The following is a 12,737-nucleotide window of genomic DNA, read 5'->3' on the forward strand; positions in this document are numbered from 1 at the left end:
CGTCGAGGGTGCGCGGCTGGCCGTCGGTGAGGCCGAAGCGCAGGCGGACCACGCCCGCCTCGCGTTCGGAGAGGGTCTCGAGCACCGACTGCAGCTGATCCTGCAGCAGGGTGAAGCTGACGGCGTCGACCGCCACGACCGCCTCGGAGTCCTCGATGAAGTCGCCGAGCTGGCTGTCGCCCTCGTCGCCGATGGTCTGGTCCAGCGAGATCGGTTCCCGGGCGTACTGCTGGATCTCCAGCACCTTCTCCGGGGTGATGTCCATCTCCTTGGCGAGCTCTTCAGGGGTCGGCTCGCGGCCGAGGTCCTGGAGCAGCTCACGCTGGATACGGCCGAGCTTGTTGATGACCTCGACCATGTGCACCGGGATACGGATCGTGCGCGCCTGGTCGGCCATCGCTCGGGTGATCGCCTGCCGGATCCACCAGGTGGCATAGGTGGAGAACTTGTAACCCTTGGTGTAGTCGAACTTCTCGACGGCGCGGATCAGACCGAGGTTGCCCTCCTGGATCAGGTCCAAGAAAGCCATACCGCGTCCGGTGTAACGCTTGGCCAGCGAGACCACCAGACGCAGGTTGGCCTCGAGCAGATGGTTCTTGGCGCGGTTGCCGTCACGAGATATCCAGTTCAGGTCGCGCTTCTGCGCGGTGCTGAGCTTCTCGCCCGACTCCATGATCCGGCGCATACGCTCGGTCGCGTACAGACCGGCCTCGATGCGCTTGGCCAGCTCGACCTCTTCCTCGGCGTTGAGCAGCGCGACCTTGCCGATCTGCTTGAGGTAGGCGCGTACCGAGTCGGCCGACGCGGTGAGTTCGGCGTCCTTGCGGGCCTGACGCAGGGCCTCGGACTCCTCCTCGTCCCAGACGAAGTCGCCGGGGGACTTCTCCTTGGGCGCGGGAACGTCCTTCTCCTTGGGAGCGGCGGGCTTGGTGGCGACGGCAGGGGTCGACTCCGATTCCTCGGTCTCGTCGGTCTCGTCGTTGTCGTCGTCCTCGTCGTCGGACGAATCGTCATCCTCGTCGACGGCCAGATCGTCGTCGTCGAGTTCGACGTCGTCGTCGAGTTCGACGTCGGCATCGTCGATGTCGTCGATCGAAACCGCGTCGTCGTCATCGAGGTTCTCGTCGACCTCGGCGTCGTCGCCCGCGCCCGCGGGCTTCGCAGCCTTCTTGGTGGCCTTTTTCGCCGCCTTCTTCGCGGGGGCCTTGCGAGCGGTCGCCTTCTTGGCGGCCTTCTTGGCGGTCCTCTTGATCGGCGCGTTCTCCGTGGCGGTCGTCGCGTCTGCCGATTCGTCGACGTCTGCCTGATGGGTCTGGGTGGCTGCCACGTACAACCTTTCGGAACTGACTCTGTGCAACTCACACGACGGCATACGCCGACGCGATTCAGGGCTGATTTTCTCGGTGCGTGATGACCGGTGTGGACCATTGTAACGACATCGGATCCCTAGATGTGTCAAAGACCAGGTCAATAGGGGTTCCGGCACCGCGTCGGCCACCGGTTCGGCGTCAAGTGCGCAGGCCGGCGTCGACGGCCATCGCCGCGCCGACGATGCCCGCGGTGTTGCGCAATGTCGCGGCGACCACCGGGGTCTTGTTGGTGAGCATCGGAATCCATTTGTCGGCCTTGCGGCTGATCCCGCCACCGACGATGAAGACCTTGGGCCAGAACAGCACCTCGTAGGCCTCGAGAACCTTCGACAGCTTGCCGGTCCACTTCTCGTAGGACCAGCCCTTGTCCTCTTTGACCTTCGACGACGCCTGGTGCTCGGCTTCCTTCCCGTCGATCATCATGTGTCCGAGTTCGGTGTTGGGGACCAGAGTGCCGTTGATGAGGATCGCCGAACCGATCCCGGTGCCGAGGGTCAGCAGCATCACCACACCGTCGGCTTCCGAGCCACCGCCGTAGCGGTCCTCGGCCATCCCTGCGGCGTCGGCGTCGTTGAGCACCGAGACCTGCCGACCGCCCAGGTGCGAGCTGAACAGCTCGTAGACGTCGGTGCCGATCCATCCTTTGTCGATGTTGGCCGCGGTCCGCATGATGCCATCGGTGACCACACCGGGGAGGGTGATGCCGACCGGTCCGTCCCAGCCGAAATGCGCCACCACCTCGGCAACCCCGTCGGCCACTGCGGCGGGAGTCGCCGGCTTGGGGGTGAGCACCTTGAACCGGTCGCCGACGAGTTCTCCGGTGTCGAGGTCGACGATGCCGCCCTTGATACCAGAGCCGCCGACGTCGACGCCGAAGGCGACATTCGTCGGGGTGGCAGGTGGGGTCGCGCTCGTCTCCTCGGCGTCGGTCATGTCGGCGTCCTCTCTGGTCCGGGCCAATCGGAACTGCTGCGCTCCTAGGCTATCCAGGCTTGGGGCGTGATGCTGGGCACCACGCAAAGTTCTGGCACCGGGTGGCGGGCGGGTCCTGCGTGGCCGGGGTCGGCCGCGGTGTGTAGACATGAGGGCGTGCACAACGATCCGGGGCCCGACGAACTCGAGCGAGTCGCCATCGAGGTGGCGCGACGAGCAGCAGACCATGTCCGTACCCGCCGACCGGAACTGTTCGGCCCGCAACCCGGTCACGACCCGCGATCGGTTGCCGCGGGTGACGCGGGAGCCGGTGCGGCCGCGGTCAGCCTGAAGTCGACGCCGACCGACCCGGTGACCCTGGCGGACACCGAGACCGAGCAGCTGATCCGCTCGGAGTTGAGCGCGCGTCGTCCCGACGACGAGATCCTCGGCGAGGAGGCCGGAGGCTCGGTCCAGGTCCCGTCCGGGGTGCGGTGGGTGATCGATCCCATCGACGGCACCGTGAACTTCATGTACGGCGTGCCCGCCTACGCCGTGTCGGTCGCCGCCCAGGTCGACGGGCGGTCGGTCGCGGGCGCGGTGGTCGACGTCGCGCGCGCGATCACCTATTCGGCTGCGCTCGGCAGTGGCGCCTTCATCGACACCGGTCAGGGGCGAACACCGATGTGCTGTAACCGAATCGATTCGGTCGACCTGGCGTTGGTGGCGACCGGCTTCTCATACGACGCGCGACGTCGCGCGGCGCAGGGCGCCATCATCGCCGAGTTGCTACCGCGGGTACGGGACATCCGCCGGATCGGTGCGGCGGCCCTCGACCTGTGCATGGTCGCCAGTGGCGCGGTCGACGCCCACTTCGAGCACGGGCTGAGCCCCTGGGACTGGGCGGCCGGGGGACTCATCGCCGCCGAGGCGGGGGCCCGAGTCATCACGCCGCCGCCGGACTCGCGCTCGTCCGACGGCCATCCGACGATCGCGGTCGCGCCGGGTATCGCCGATGCCTTCATCGGGATGCTCGACGAACTCGATGCCCGACGACCCATGTCCACGTCGGTCTGAGCCGATCTTGCGGGGGACCGGCCCGTCGGTCTGAACCGACCCGGTCAGCCCGGACTGCTCGGGCCGGACAGATTCAGCCCGGACAGAATCACGCAGGACAGCATCACGCCGGACACACCCCAGGGTGCCGTTCAGCAGGGTGCCGCGTGCACCGCCGCGACCAGCGTCGGATCCGCGCCTGTCTGCGGATTCTTGGGGTCGGCCGACCGGAGTGCGGCGAGGGTCGCCTGCTGGTCCTGCGACTGCTCGCGGGCTTCGTAGTACTCGCCGAGAGCGACGTCGACCGTGGTACCCCGACGCCCGTCGTCGATGAGCTGAGCGCACGGGATCGCCACCCAGACCGAGGCCGCAGCCGCCTGACCCGCGGGACCGAAGCGGATCTGCGCGACACATGCGAGATCGCGGTTCGGGTAGACGGGGTCGTCGGCGTAGGGGGTGTCGGGCACCGGGGCGAATCCCTGCGCGGTCAGGTCGTCGGACACCGATCGCGCCGCGCCGCGCTGCGACGACGCGTTGAGCACGCGCACCTGGAAGGTCGACAGCGCCGCAGGCGTCACCTTCAGCATCTCGTCGCGGCTGACCGACGTCAGAGTGGGTGGCGCCGCAGCGGCAGCGGCGGGGGCCGGGGCAGGTTCCGCGGACTCGGACGCGGTGGCCGCCGTCGGCTGGTTGCAGTCGATGGGTCTGCCGGCCGGACCGGTGTCCTTGAGCGCGACGACCCAGACGGCCATGCCGGCGAGCAGCAGCACGACGGCGGCAATGATTGCGGGACGAGGGCGACGGCGCCGGAACGGACGGCCCTTGTCATCGACCGCCGATCCCGCGGTTATCTGCGACACCACCGTGAACTGGCTCCTTCTCCGACGCCCGATCTTGCCGCTCACTGTAGAGGGTCGCCGGTGCGCTCCCGCGCAGGCGGGCCGCGACACACGGCGTCGCGGCCGATCGACGTCCAATCCCCTCGGCGCAGATGAACGCCGTGTCTTCGGTGTTTGTGCTGGCCGGGGCGTCGTAGCGACCACGGGGAATGTTTGCCGCGGACTTGTCGTTGACCCGGCCACGCCGGTGCACTAAGCTTCGGGCGCCCGCCCTCCGAAACGGTCGGAGGGCCTGCCTGTCGGATGTGATGAGAATCACACCGATCGGCGGGGCCCCTGGGTAACGAAGCGTGCCGGTCATGACGTTGTAGTGACGCCGCCGGCAAGACAATCCCGGCGGGCCGCGCACCCTGCGATTGCCCGGCCACCAGCCGGCATCCGAGAGCGCCCCTCACACTCTCAACAAGGTAAGGCACACAATGGCTACTGATTACGACGCGCCACGACGCACGGAGACCGAGGACCTGAACGAGGACTCCCTCGAGGAGTTGAAGGCACGACGCAGCGAAGCACAGTCGTCGGCTGTCGATGTCGACGAGGGCGATACCGCGGAATCCTTCGAGCTGCCCGGCGCCGATCTCTCCGGTGAGGAGTTGTCGGTTCGCGTCATCCCGAAGCAGGCCGACGAGTTCACCTGCAGCAGCTGCTTTCTCGTCTACCACCGCAGTCGTCTCGCCCGTCAGAACGGGAACTCGATGATCTGCGTCGACTGCGCCTGACAGTCGACACCACCGGCCGAGGGTTCTCAGCCCTCGGCGCCCGCCTCGGCAGCCGCATCCGGCAGGTCGAGGGCGGCCAGGACTCCCGCCGGATCGCGGGTGGACACCAACCAGTACGGGGTGGGGTCGTCGGGATCGTCGAGCACCAGCAACACCATGGTCTTGACCCAGGCCCGATGCACGAGGAAAGCCGCCGGATCGAGCTGACGGCCCAGAGCCGCGCTCTTCGCGGTGGCCGGGATCGTCGCGCCGCGCGAGATCACGGCGCGGGGCAGCCGCGCGCGCCCGGCGTGCAATTCCTGGTCGGCGGTGACCCGAACCGTGTTCCGCCCGAGCGACCACAGCATCCACACGCACAGCAGACCGACCGCGACATAGCCCACCCAGCTCCACGCGGCGCGGTGCGCCGACAACTGGATCTCGTAGCCGACCACACCGGTCAGCACCGCGGCGGCCAGCCACCACCACAGCGGCACGGCCAGGCGTTCGTGATAGCGATCGGATCCCGAGTCTTGTTCCGGCCCCGAGTCTTGTTCCGGCCCCGAGTCTTGTTCCGGCCCCGAGTCTTGTTCCGGCCCCGAGTCTTGTTCCGGCCCCGAGTCTTGTTCCGGCACCGTGTGGTCCGCGTCATGACCGGGCCCGCTGTCGTCTCCCGCGGGCGGTCCGGCCGGATTGTCGGGTGATGCTTGGGGTGTCACGGGACCAGCGTAGTCTGCCCTCGTGGCCCCGATTTCCTCCACCGCGGGATCCGATCGGCCCGAGCCGATCGGGCCGATCGCGGTTCGTCGCCTCGACCCAGACATCCCTCTGCCCGCGCGAGCGCACCCCGGCGACGCGGGCGTCGACCTGTGTTCGACGATCGACCTCGAACTACCGCCGGGACGCCGCCAGCTCGTCGGCACCGGGATCGCGATCGCGCTGCCGATCGGCACGGTCGGGCTGATCCATCCGCGGTCGGGTCTGGCCGCCCGGGCGGGCCTGTCCATCGTCAACACCCCCGGCACCATCGACGCCGGCTATCGCGGTGAGATCAAGGTGTGCCTGATCAACCTCGATCCCACCGAGCCGATCACCATCGCACGCGGGGACCGCATCGCCCAGCTCGTCGTGCAGCGAGTGGAATTGCCGTCGTTCGTCGAGGTCGACGAGCTCGACGAGACCAGTCGCGGGGCCGGTGGCCACGGCTCGAGCGGGGGCCACGCGATCCTCGCCGAGTCCACGGCCGACCTCGAGCGCGGCGCCTGAGCGGCGCGCGTCCGCGAGCGAACACCCAAGGAGCATCCACATGGCAGACGATGATCTGACGATCGGTTCCGCGCAGGGGCCCTACGACGTCGATTCCTTGGCGACACCCGTCGAGGATCTCGAAACCTCCCACCTCGACCTCGGTTCGGTGCTCGTGCCCGTGGTCGAGGGCGGACAGGTCACGGTCGAGATGACTCCGGATCACCAGCCCGAGGCGGTCTACCTCATCACCCCGCACGGACGTATAGGGGTCAGCGCCTTCGCCGCACCCAAGTCGCCCGGACTGTGGCGTGAGGTGGTCACCGAACTCGCGGCGTCGCTGCGCGACGGCGGCGCGCAGGTGTCGATCGAGGACGGTCACTGGGGTCGTGAGGTCGTGGCGTCGGTGCCCGGGGCGGCCCATCGTTTCATCGGTGTCGATGGTTCGCGGTGGATGGTGCGCTGCGTGGCCAGTGGTCCGGCCGAGACACGCGACGAACTCGGCCGCCTGGCACGTGCGGTGCTCGCCGAGACGGTGGTGCGCCGGGGCCGCGATCCCTACCCCCCGCGCGAGGCACTCCCGATCGTCCTGCCGCCGGTGCTCGCCGAACAGGTCGCCGCCGCCCAACAGCAGATGTTCGACCAGCAGGGCGCGGGTCAGCAGGCGGGGGCCGCTGCGGCTGCGGCGCAGGACCCGTCGGTGGCCGGCGGCGACGCGTCGTCGCCCGGTGGCGGAACCGACGACGACGACCTTCCGCGCTCGTCGGGATCGGCGATGCAGCGGTTCCGGCGCGACCGGACCCGCTGAGCGGTCCGGTCCGGCCGATCTGCCCGGTCTAGAAGATCTGCCCGGTCTAGAAGATCTGCCCGGTCTAGAAGATCTGCTCAGCGCAGCGACAGCCACCCTCGGGCGCAACCGAATCCCAGGACGGCCGGGTCGGCTCCCCATTCGGCCAGGGTGACCTCGGTCAGAGCCGAGCGCGGGGCCGCCGCGGCCCAGCCGCGCGCGACATCGAGCGGATGCACCGGGTCGTCGACGGCCGCGGTGATCGCCAGCGGCGCGCCCAACGTCGCGATCTCCGCGAGCCCCGGCGACCGGAAGGCCGCGGCCGCCCGCAGTTGATCCACCAGACCGGGGTGCAGCGCGCGCCATGACCGACTCAGTTCGGCGGCAAGCCACGCCGGGCTCGACGCGGCCATCGCCGCGATGGTCGGTTCCAGGCCGTCGGTGGCGAGTGCGCGTGCGGTGGCCACCGCGCTCCACGACGCGGGTGCCGCCGCCGGGTCCCCGGTCCAGGCGGGCAGTGCCGCCCAGACACCGGCGCACGGGTGATGAAGGGCCCACTCCAGGGCGATCGCCGCGCCGATCGACACCCCGCCGACGAGGAGCGGTCCCCGGGTCGCCGCAACCTCGGCCAGCAGCCGGCGATACCCCTCGACCAGGTCCGTTGTCGGGTCCGCAGCGACCAGCGTCAGGCCCAGGTGCTCGGCGGCGGGACCGAACGCGCGACGCACATAGTTCGCATCCGACCCCGTCCCGGGAATGGCGACGAGCGTCTCCGGGACCCTCGCGTCATGCCGTGTGCAGTCGGGCATGTCATGATCATGCCGGACGTTGAACACAGTGTCGGATCGGGCATACTCTGGCGATGGATACGCAGGGCCGCCCGACCCCGCACCGTTCTCATCTCGATGAGTCACCCAGGAGGGTGTGATGCCTGCAACCGGTTATCTCAAGAAGCTGACCCGCCGGTTGACCGAGGATCTCGGAAATGCCGACGCAGAGCAGATCGCCGAGGAGTCCCGCGCGACCGGAGCACAACGCGCTTCGGATTGTTGTCGAGGCGACGAGGTCACCATGCACGGCGAGCTGCGTGCCGTCGAAACCTGCTCACGGACCGCCAAGGCGGGGGTCAAGGCCGAATTCTTCGACGGTTCGGACACCGTGCTGCTCAAATGGCTGGGCCGCAACCGCATCCCCGGTATCGAACCGGGACGCAAACTCACCGTGCGTGGCCGCCTCGCCGAGGGTGACACCGGCAAGGTGATCTACAACCCGTACTACGAGCTCTATGGCGCAGAAGACGAATGAACCGGCCGGCGACGATCGTGCCCGCCACGATCCGGCCGACCACTCCGACGAGGATGTCAGCGCCGCCGATCCACGCACCCCGTCGATCCTCGAGCAGATGGGCGGTATCTCCGGCCTGATCTACTCGACGGTCCCGATCGTCGTGTTCGTGCCGGTCAACGCGGTGTGGGGCCTACGGGTCGCCATGGTCGCCGCGCTGGCGGTCGCGCTGGTGATCTTCGGGGTGCGCCTGTGGCGGCGTGAGCCGCTCAACCCGGCGATCTCCGGGTTGCTCGGCGTCGCGATCTGCGTGTTCATCGCCAACCGGGTCGGTGACGCCAAGGGCTATTTCCTGTTCGGCATCTGGACCACCCTCGCCTACGCGATCGCCTTCGTGGTGTCGATCGTGGTGCGCTGGCCGCTGATCGGCGTCGCCTGGAACCTGATCAGCGGAGAGGGCATGGCGTGGCGGAAACATCGCCGCACCCTGTACGCCTACGACATCGCGACGGCGTTCTGGGCGGCGGTGTTCGCGGCGCGCTATCTGACGCAGTCGACTCTGTACGACGACGGGCACACCGGCTGGCTCGCGGTCTCCCGCATCGCCATGGGGTGGCCGCTGACCGCGCTCGCGGTGCTCGCGACCGTGCTCCTGGTGCGCCGCGCCACCCGCGACGAGCATGTTATCGAGGCGGAGGAAGAGCAGAAGTCGTCGACCGACCCGGTTCGCTGATTCCTCGGCGACGACACGTCGGCTCAGCGGAGCTGCATCGCCTCCGGCTCAGTGGAGCTCCAACGCCTCCTTGAGCGCCGGCTCGATCTCGGCGGGGGCGATGAAGATCAGTTCGTCACCACCCTCGATGGGATCGTCGGACTGGGGCACGATGACCCGCCCACCGCGCAGGATCGTCACCAGTGCGGCGTCGTGGGGCAGGGCGAGCTTGCGCACCGGCTTCCCGGCCAGCGGGGTGTTCGGCGGCAGGGTGAGCTCCACCAGGTTCGCCTGTCCCTGACGGAAGGTCATCAACCGAACCAGGTCGCCCACGGAGACGGCCTCCTCGACCAGCGAGGCGAGAATCCGGGGTGTCGACACCGCGACATCGACACCCCAGTCCTCGCCGAAGAGCCATTCGTTGCGCGGGTCGTTGACCCGGGCGACAACCCGGTTGACGGCGAACTCGGTCTTCGCGAGCAGGCTGACGACGAGATTGGCCTTGTCGTCGCCGGTTGCCGCGATCATCACGTCGTAGGTCTGCAGTTCGGCACGCTCCAGATTGCTCAGCTCACATGCGTCGGCGAGCACCCACTCGGCCTCGGGGACCGCGGCCTGATCGACGTGGGCCGCGTTGCGTTCGAAGAGCGTGACCGCGTGCACGTTGGCGATCAGCTCGCGGGCGATCGAGCGTCCGACCGCACCGGCACCGGCGATGGCGACCTTCATGTTGTCCTCCCAGCTCGATCAGTCGGATGTGATGTGCGGCGCGAGGGCCACGGTGCGGGCGTTGGCCAGGTTGTCGATGAGGACGGCGGCGAACACGAGATCGTCCTGCTGCAGGACCGTGGTCTTCTCCGGGAGGATCGGTCGGCCCACCCGGTTCAGGAAGGCGATCCGGGCCCCGGTGTGTTCCTGGAACTTGGCCACGGTCACACCGATCCACGATTCGTCGAAGTCCAGTTGCGCCACCGCCATCGATCCCGACGGGTCCCGCCATTCGGTCGTGGTGGACGCCTCACCGAGCGCCGACACGAACCGTTCGGTGGTCCACGGGACGGTGGCGACGGTCGGGATGCCCAGACGTTCGTAGACCTGAGCGCGTTTGGCGTCGTAGATCCGGGCGACGACGCGTTCGACACCGAAGGTCTCCCGGGCGACCCGTGCGGAGATGATGTTGGAGTTGTCACCCGAGGACACCGCGGCGAAGGCATCCGCGGATTCGATACCGGCGCGGATCAACACGTCCCGGTCGAAACCGACGCCGACCACCTTCGTTCCGGCGAACTGCGGGCTCAGGCGCACGAATGCACTGGGGTCGCGGTCGATGATCGCGACCTCGTGGCCCCGCTTCTCCATCGCGAAGGCCAGCGCAGCTCCCACGCGCCCGCAACCCATGATGACTACCTGCACGTCCGTCCTTTCCCTGCATCGGCCCTCGTCGTGCATCTGCCGTCGCGAAGCCTGCTCGAACCCATCGAACGTACCCGTCGCAACGCACGCGCGGGTGACGCCGGGTCGGTGGGGACCTGTGTGGCCTTTGTCTACTACACGCTTTAGTGTTGCCTGGTGTCCACCGTGTCCAAGGTGTCCGTAGCGACGAAACGTCTGCTCCTCGGCCGCCCGTTCCGCAGTGACAAGCTCGGCCACACCCTGTTGCCCAAGCGCATCGCGCTCCCGGTGTTCGCCTCGGACGCGATGTCGTCGGTGGCCTACGCCCCGCAGGAGATCTTCCTGGTGCTGTCCGTGGCGGGGCTGAGCGCGATGACGCTCGCGCCGTGGGTCGCGGTCGCGGTCGCCGTCGTGATGATCGTCGTCGTCGCCAGCTACCGCCAGAACGTGCACGCCTACCCATCCGGTGGCGGGGACTACGAAGTGGCCACGGTCAACCTCGGGCCGAACGCCGGACTCACCGTCGGCAGCGCGCTGCTCGTCGACTACGTGCTGACCGTGTCGGTGTCGGTCTCCTCGGCCGCGGAGAACGTGGGATCCGCGATCCCGTTCGTGGAACATCACCGGGTCTGGTTCGCGGTGGCCGCGATCGTCTTCCTCGCCGCAGTGAACCTGCGCGGAATCAAGGAATCCGGGACCTTCCTGGCCTTTCCGACCTATGCGTTCATCGTCAGCGTCGTCGTGATGCTGGTCTGGGGGTTCGTCAAGATCTACGTCCTCGGCGACACCGTGCAGGCCGAGACGGCCGATTTCGGTATCAAGGCCGAGGACAGCCACTTGGTGGGGATCGCCTTCGTGTTCCTCATCGCGCGTGCCTTCTCCTCGGGCTGTGCCGCGCTGACCGGTGTGGAGGCGATCAGCAACGGGGTGCCCGCCTTCCGGAAACCCAAGTCACGCAACGCGGCGACGACGCTGCTGATGCTGGGCACCTTCGCCATCATCCTGCTGCTCGGCATCGTCCTGCTCGCCGAGAAGATCGGCGCGAAGTATGTGATGGATCCCGCCCAGGATCTGATCGGCGCACCCGAGGGATACCAGCAGAAGGCGATGATCGCGCAGCTCGCGCACGCGGTGTTCGACTCGTTCCCGATCGGTTTCTACATCGTGGCGACCGCAACGGCCCTGATCCTGATGCTGGCCGCCAACACCGCGTTCAACGGTTTCCCGGTCCTGGGCTCGGTGCTCGCGCAGGACCGCTACCTGCCGCGCCAGCTGCACACCCGCGGTGACCGCCTCGCGTTCAGCAACGGCATCGTGTTCCTGGCGGTGGCGGCGACGATCTTCGTGATCTCGTTCGGGGCGCAGGTGACCTCGCTGATCCAGCTCTACATCGTCGGCGTCTTCGTGTCGTTCACGCTCAGCCAGACCGGGATGGTCCGCCATTGGACGCGGCACCTGCGCACCGAGACCGACCCGCGGGCCCGTCGCCGCATGATGCAGTCCCGGGTGATCAACTCCATCGGTCTCGTGATGACCGCGAGCGTGCTCGTCGTGGTGCTGATCACCAAGTTCACCGCCGGTGCATGGATCGCGATCCTCGCGATGGTGGCGATCTTCGTCCTGATGAAACTGATCCACCACCACTACGCCTCGGTGCAGCGCGAGCTCGAACGTGCGCAGGACGAGGATTCGGTGCTGCCGAGCCGAACCCACTCCATTGTGCTGGTGTCGACGCTGCATCTGGCCACCAAGCGGGCCATCCTCTACGCCCGGGCCACCCGTCCCGACCTCCTGGAGGCCATCACCGTCAACGTCGACGACCGTGACACACGCAAACTCGTGTCCGAGTGGGAGGCCAGCGACATCACCGTGCCGCTGAAGGTGATCGCCTCGCCCTATCGTGAGGTCACCCGGCCGGTCATCGAATACGTCCGGCGGGTCCGCCGCGAATCGCCGCGGGATGTGATCACCGTCTTCATTCCCGAATACGTCGTCGGCCACTGGTGGGAGCAGATCCTGCACAACCAGTCGGCGCTGCGGTTGAAGGGGCGGCTGCTGTTCGAGCCGGGTGTCATGGTGACGTCGGTGCCGTGGCAGCTGACCTCGTCGGATCGTCTGAAGAACCGTGACTACGGCTACACCGCGCCCGGTGACACCCGGCGGGCGCTCGGCAGCGGCGCGGACAAGCGGTGAGCGGGTCGGATAGGTCCGGAGCCGCCGAACCCGAGTTCGTCGTCATCCGGGTGGAGAACCCGGCGAACGGGGGAGACGCCGTCGGCCGGGTCGACGGCCGCGTGGTGTTCGTGCGCGGTGCGATCCCCGGGGAACTCGTGCGCGCCCGCATCACCGAGGACCGGCACGCGGGATACCGGAGGGCCGAGA

The 12,737-nt window shown here is 68.2% G+C and carries 15 protein-coding genes; 8 read left to right on the forward strand and 7 right to left on the reverse strand.

Annotated elements, in window-relative coordinates:
- Together GORHZ_RS26125 and ppgK are read right to left on the reverse strand one after the other, a co-directional pair.
- A partial coding sequence (locus tag GORHZ_RS26125; RefSeq protein ID WP_006338417.1) for an RNA polymerase sigma factor occupies positions 1-1,327 on the reverse strand: 1,327 nt, incomplete at its 3' end.
- 181 nt (positions 1,328-1,508) lie between these two features.
- The gene (gene ppgK / locus GORHZ_RS26130) at positions 1,509-2,303 is read right to left on the reverse strand and encodes a polyphosphate--glucose phosphotransferase (RefSeq protein ID WP_006338418.1); all 795 of its coding nucleotides are present in this window, start codon (positions 2,301-2,303) and stop codon (positions 1,509-1,511) included.
- 156 nt (positions 2,304-2,459) lie between these two features.
- Between ppgK and GORHZ_RS26135 the strand changes: the two genes are divergently transcribed.
- Positions 2,460-3,359, forward strand: a complete 900-nt coding sequence (locus tag GORHZ_RS26135; protein ID WP_006338419.1) for an inositol monophosphatase family protein — start codon at positions 2,460-2,462, stop codon at positions 3,357-3,359.
- Between the two features lie 131 nt (positions 3,360-3,490).
- On the opposite strand, the gene cei is transcribed toward GORHZ_RS26135, so the two are convergent.
- On the reverse strand, positions 3,491-4,201 hold the full coding sequence (cei, locus tag GORHZ_RS26140) for an envelope integrity protein Cei (protein WP_006338420.1): 711 nt from the start codon (positions 4,199-4,201) through the stop codon (positions 3,491-3,493).
- 455 nt (positions 4,202-4,656) lie between these two features.
- Here cei and GORHZ_RS26145 point away from each other — a divergent pair, with 455 nt between their 5' ends.
- Complete coding sequence (locus tag GORHZ_RS26145) at positions 4,657-4,956, forward strand: DUF4193 domain-containing protein (protein WP_006338422.1); 300 nt, start codon at positions 4,657-4,659, stop codon at positions 4,954-4,956.
- A gap of 26 nt (positions 4,957-4,982) precedes the next feature.
- On the opposite strand, the gene GORHZ_RS30410 is transcribed toward GORHZ_RS26145, so the two are convergent.
- Positions 4,983-5,654 (reverse strand): DUF3093 domain-containing protein, encoded by a 672-nt coding sequence (locus GORHZ_RS30410; RefSeq protein ID WP_245551519.1) that lies wholly within the window; start codon positions 5,652-5,654, stop codon positions 4,983-4,985.
- Positions 5,655-5,676: 22 nt separating this feature from the next.
- On the opposite strand from GORHZ_RS30410, the gene dut reads away from it, so the two are divergent.
- Positions 5,677-6,201 carry a dUTP diphosphatase gene (gene dut / locus GORHZ_RS26155; protein WP_006338425.1) on the forward strand — a complete coding sequence of 175 codons (525 nt, stop codon included), beginning with the start codon at positions 5,677-5,679 and terminating at the stop codon, positions 6,199-6,201.
- Positions 6,202-6,241: 40 nt separating this feature from the next.
- A complete protein-coding gene (locus tag GORHZ_RS26160) occupies positions 6,242-6,988 on the forward strand; it encodes a DUF3710 domain-containing protein (protein WP_006338427.1) in 747 nt (248 codons plus the stop codon).
- Positions 6,989-7,065: 77 nt separating this feature from the next.
- On the opposite strand, the gene GORHZ_RS26165 is transcribed toward GORHZ_RS26160, so the two are convergent.
- On the reverse strand, positions 7,066-7,776 hold the full coding sequence (locus tag GORHZ_RS26165; RefSeq protein ID WP_006338428.1) for a hypothetical protein: 711 nt from the start codon (positions 7,774-7,776) through the stop codon (positions 7,066-7,068).
- Positions 7,777-7,894: 118 nt separating this feature from the next.
- On the opposite strand from GORHZ_RS26165, the gene GORHZ_RS26170 reads away from it, so the two are divergent.
- Both GORHZ_RS26170 and GORHZ_RS26175 read left to right on the forward strand, forming a co-directional pair.
- Positions 7,895-8,272: an OB-fold nucleic acid binding domain-containing protein gene (locus tag GORHZ_RS26170; protein WP_006338430.1), complete on the forward strand. Its 378-nt coding sequence runs from the start codon at positions 7,895-7,897 to the stop codon at positions 8,270-8,272.
- Complete coding sequence (locus GORHZ_RS26175; RefSeq protein ID WP_006338432.1) at positions 8,253-8,984, forward strand: DUF3159 domain-containing protein; 732 nt, start codon at positions 8,253-8,255, stop codon at positions 8,982-8,984. The genes GORHZ_RS26170 and GORHZ_RS26175 overlap by 20 nt, the downstream gene beginning before the upstream one ends.
- Positions 8,985-9,032: 48 nt before the next feature.
- Here GORHZ_RS26175 and GORHZ_RS26180 read toward each other — a convergent pair whose 3' ends face one another.
- Both GORHZ_RS26180 and GORHZ_RS26185 read right to left on the reverse strand, forming a co-directional pair.
- Positions 9,033-9,692: a potassium channel family protein gene (locus tag GORHZ_RS26180; RefSeq protein WP_006338433.1), complete on the reverse strand. Its 660-nt coding sequence runs from the start codon at positions 9,690-9,692 to the stop codon at positions 9,033-9,035.
- Positions 9,693-9,710: 18 nt separating this feature from the next.
- The gene (locus GORHZ_RS26185; RefSeq protein ID WP_006338434.1) at positions 9,711-10,376 is read right to left on the reverse strand and encodes a potassium channel family protein; all 666 of its coding nucleotides are present in this window, start codon (positions 10,374-10,376) and stop codon (positions 9,711-9,713) included.
- A 156-nt stretch (positions 10,377-10,532) separates the two neighbouring features.
- On the opposite strand from GORHZ_RS26185, the gene GORHZ_RS26190 reads away from it, so the two are divergent.
- Positions 10,533-12,548 carry an APC family permease gene (locus GORHZ_RS26190; protein WP_006338435.1) on the forward strand — a complete coding sequence of 672 codons (2,016 nt, stop codon included), beginning with the start codon at positions 10,533-10,535 and terminating at the stop codon, positions 12,546-12,548.
- Positions 12,545-12,737: TRAM domain-containing protein (locus GORHZ_RS26195; RefSeq protein ID WP_006338439.1), on the forward strand; the 193-nt coding region annotated here is incomplete at its 3' end. The genes GORHZ_RS26190 and GORHZ_RS26195, both read left to right, overlap by 4 nt.

Source organism: Gordonia rhizosphera NBRC 16068 (genome assembly GCF_000298195.1).
GTDB lineage: Bacteria > Actinomycetota > Actinomycetes > Mycobacteriales > Mycobacteriaceae > Gordonia > Gordonia rhizosphera.

Bases quoted from the DNA above. Each gene is read 5' to 3' on its own strand.
- GORHZ_RS26175 (WP_006338432.1), top strand. From the start codon at position 8,253: ATGGCGCAGAAGACGAATGAACCGGCCGGCGACGATCGTGCCCGCCAC.
- GORHZ_RS26160 (WP_006338427.1), top strand. From the start codon at position 6,242: ATGGCAGACGATGATCTGACGATCGGTTCCGCGCAGGGGCCCTACGAC.
- GORHZ_RS26170 (WP_006338430.1), top strand. From the start codon at position 7,895: ATGCCTGCAACCGGTTATCTCAAGAAGCTGACCCGCCGGTTGACCGAG.
- ppgK (WP_006338418.1), bottom strand. From the start codon at position 2,303: ATGACCGACGCCGAGGAGACGAGCGCGACCCCACCTGCCACCCCGACG.
- GORHZ_RS26145 (WP_006338422.1), top strand. From the start codon at position 4,657: ATGGCTACTGATTACGACGCGCCACGACGCACGGAGACCGAGGACCTG.
- GORHZ_RS26180 (WP_006338433.1), bottom strand. From the start codon at position 9,692: ATGAAGGTCGCCATCGCCGGTGCCGGTGCGGTCGGACGCTCGATCGCC.
- GORHZ_RS26165 (WP_006338428.1), bottom strand. From the start codon at position 7,776: ATGCCCGACTGCACACGGCATGACGCGAGGGTCCCGGAGACGCTCGTC.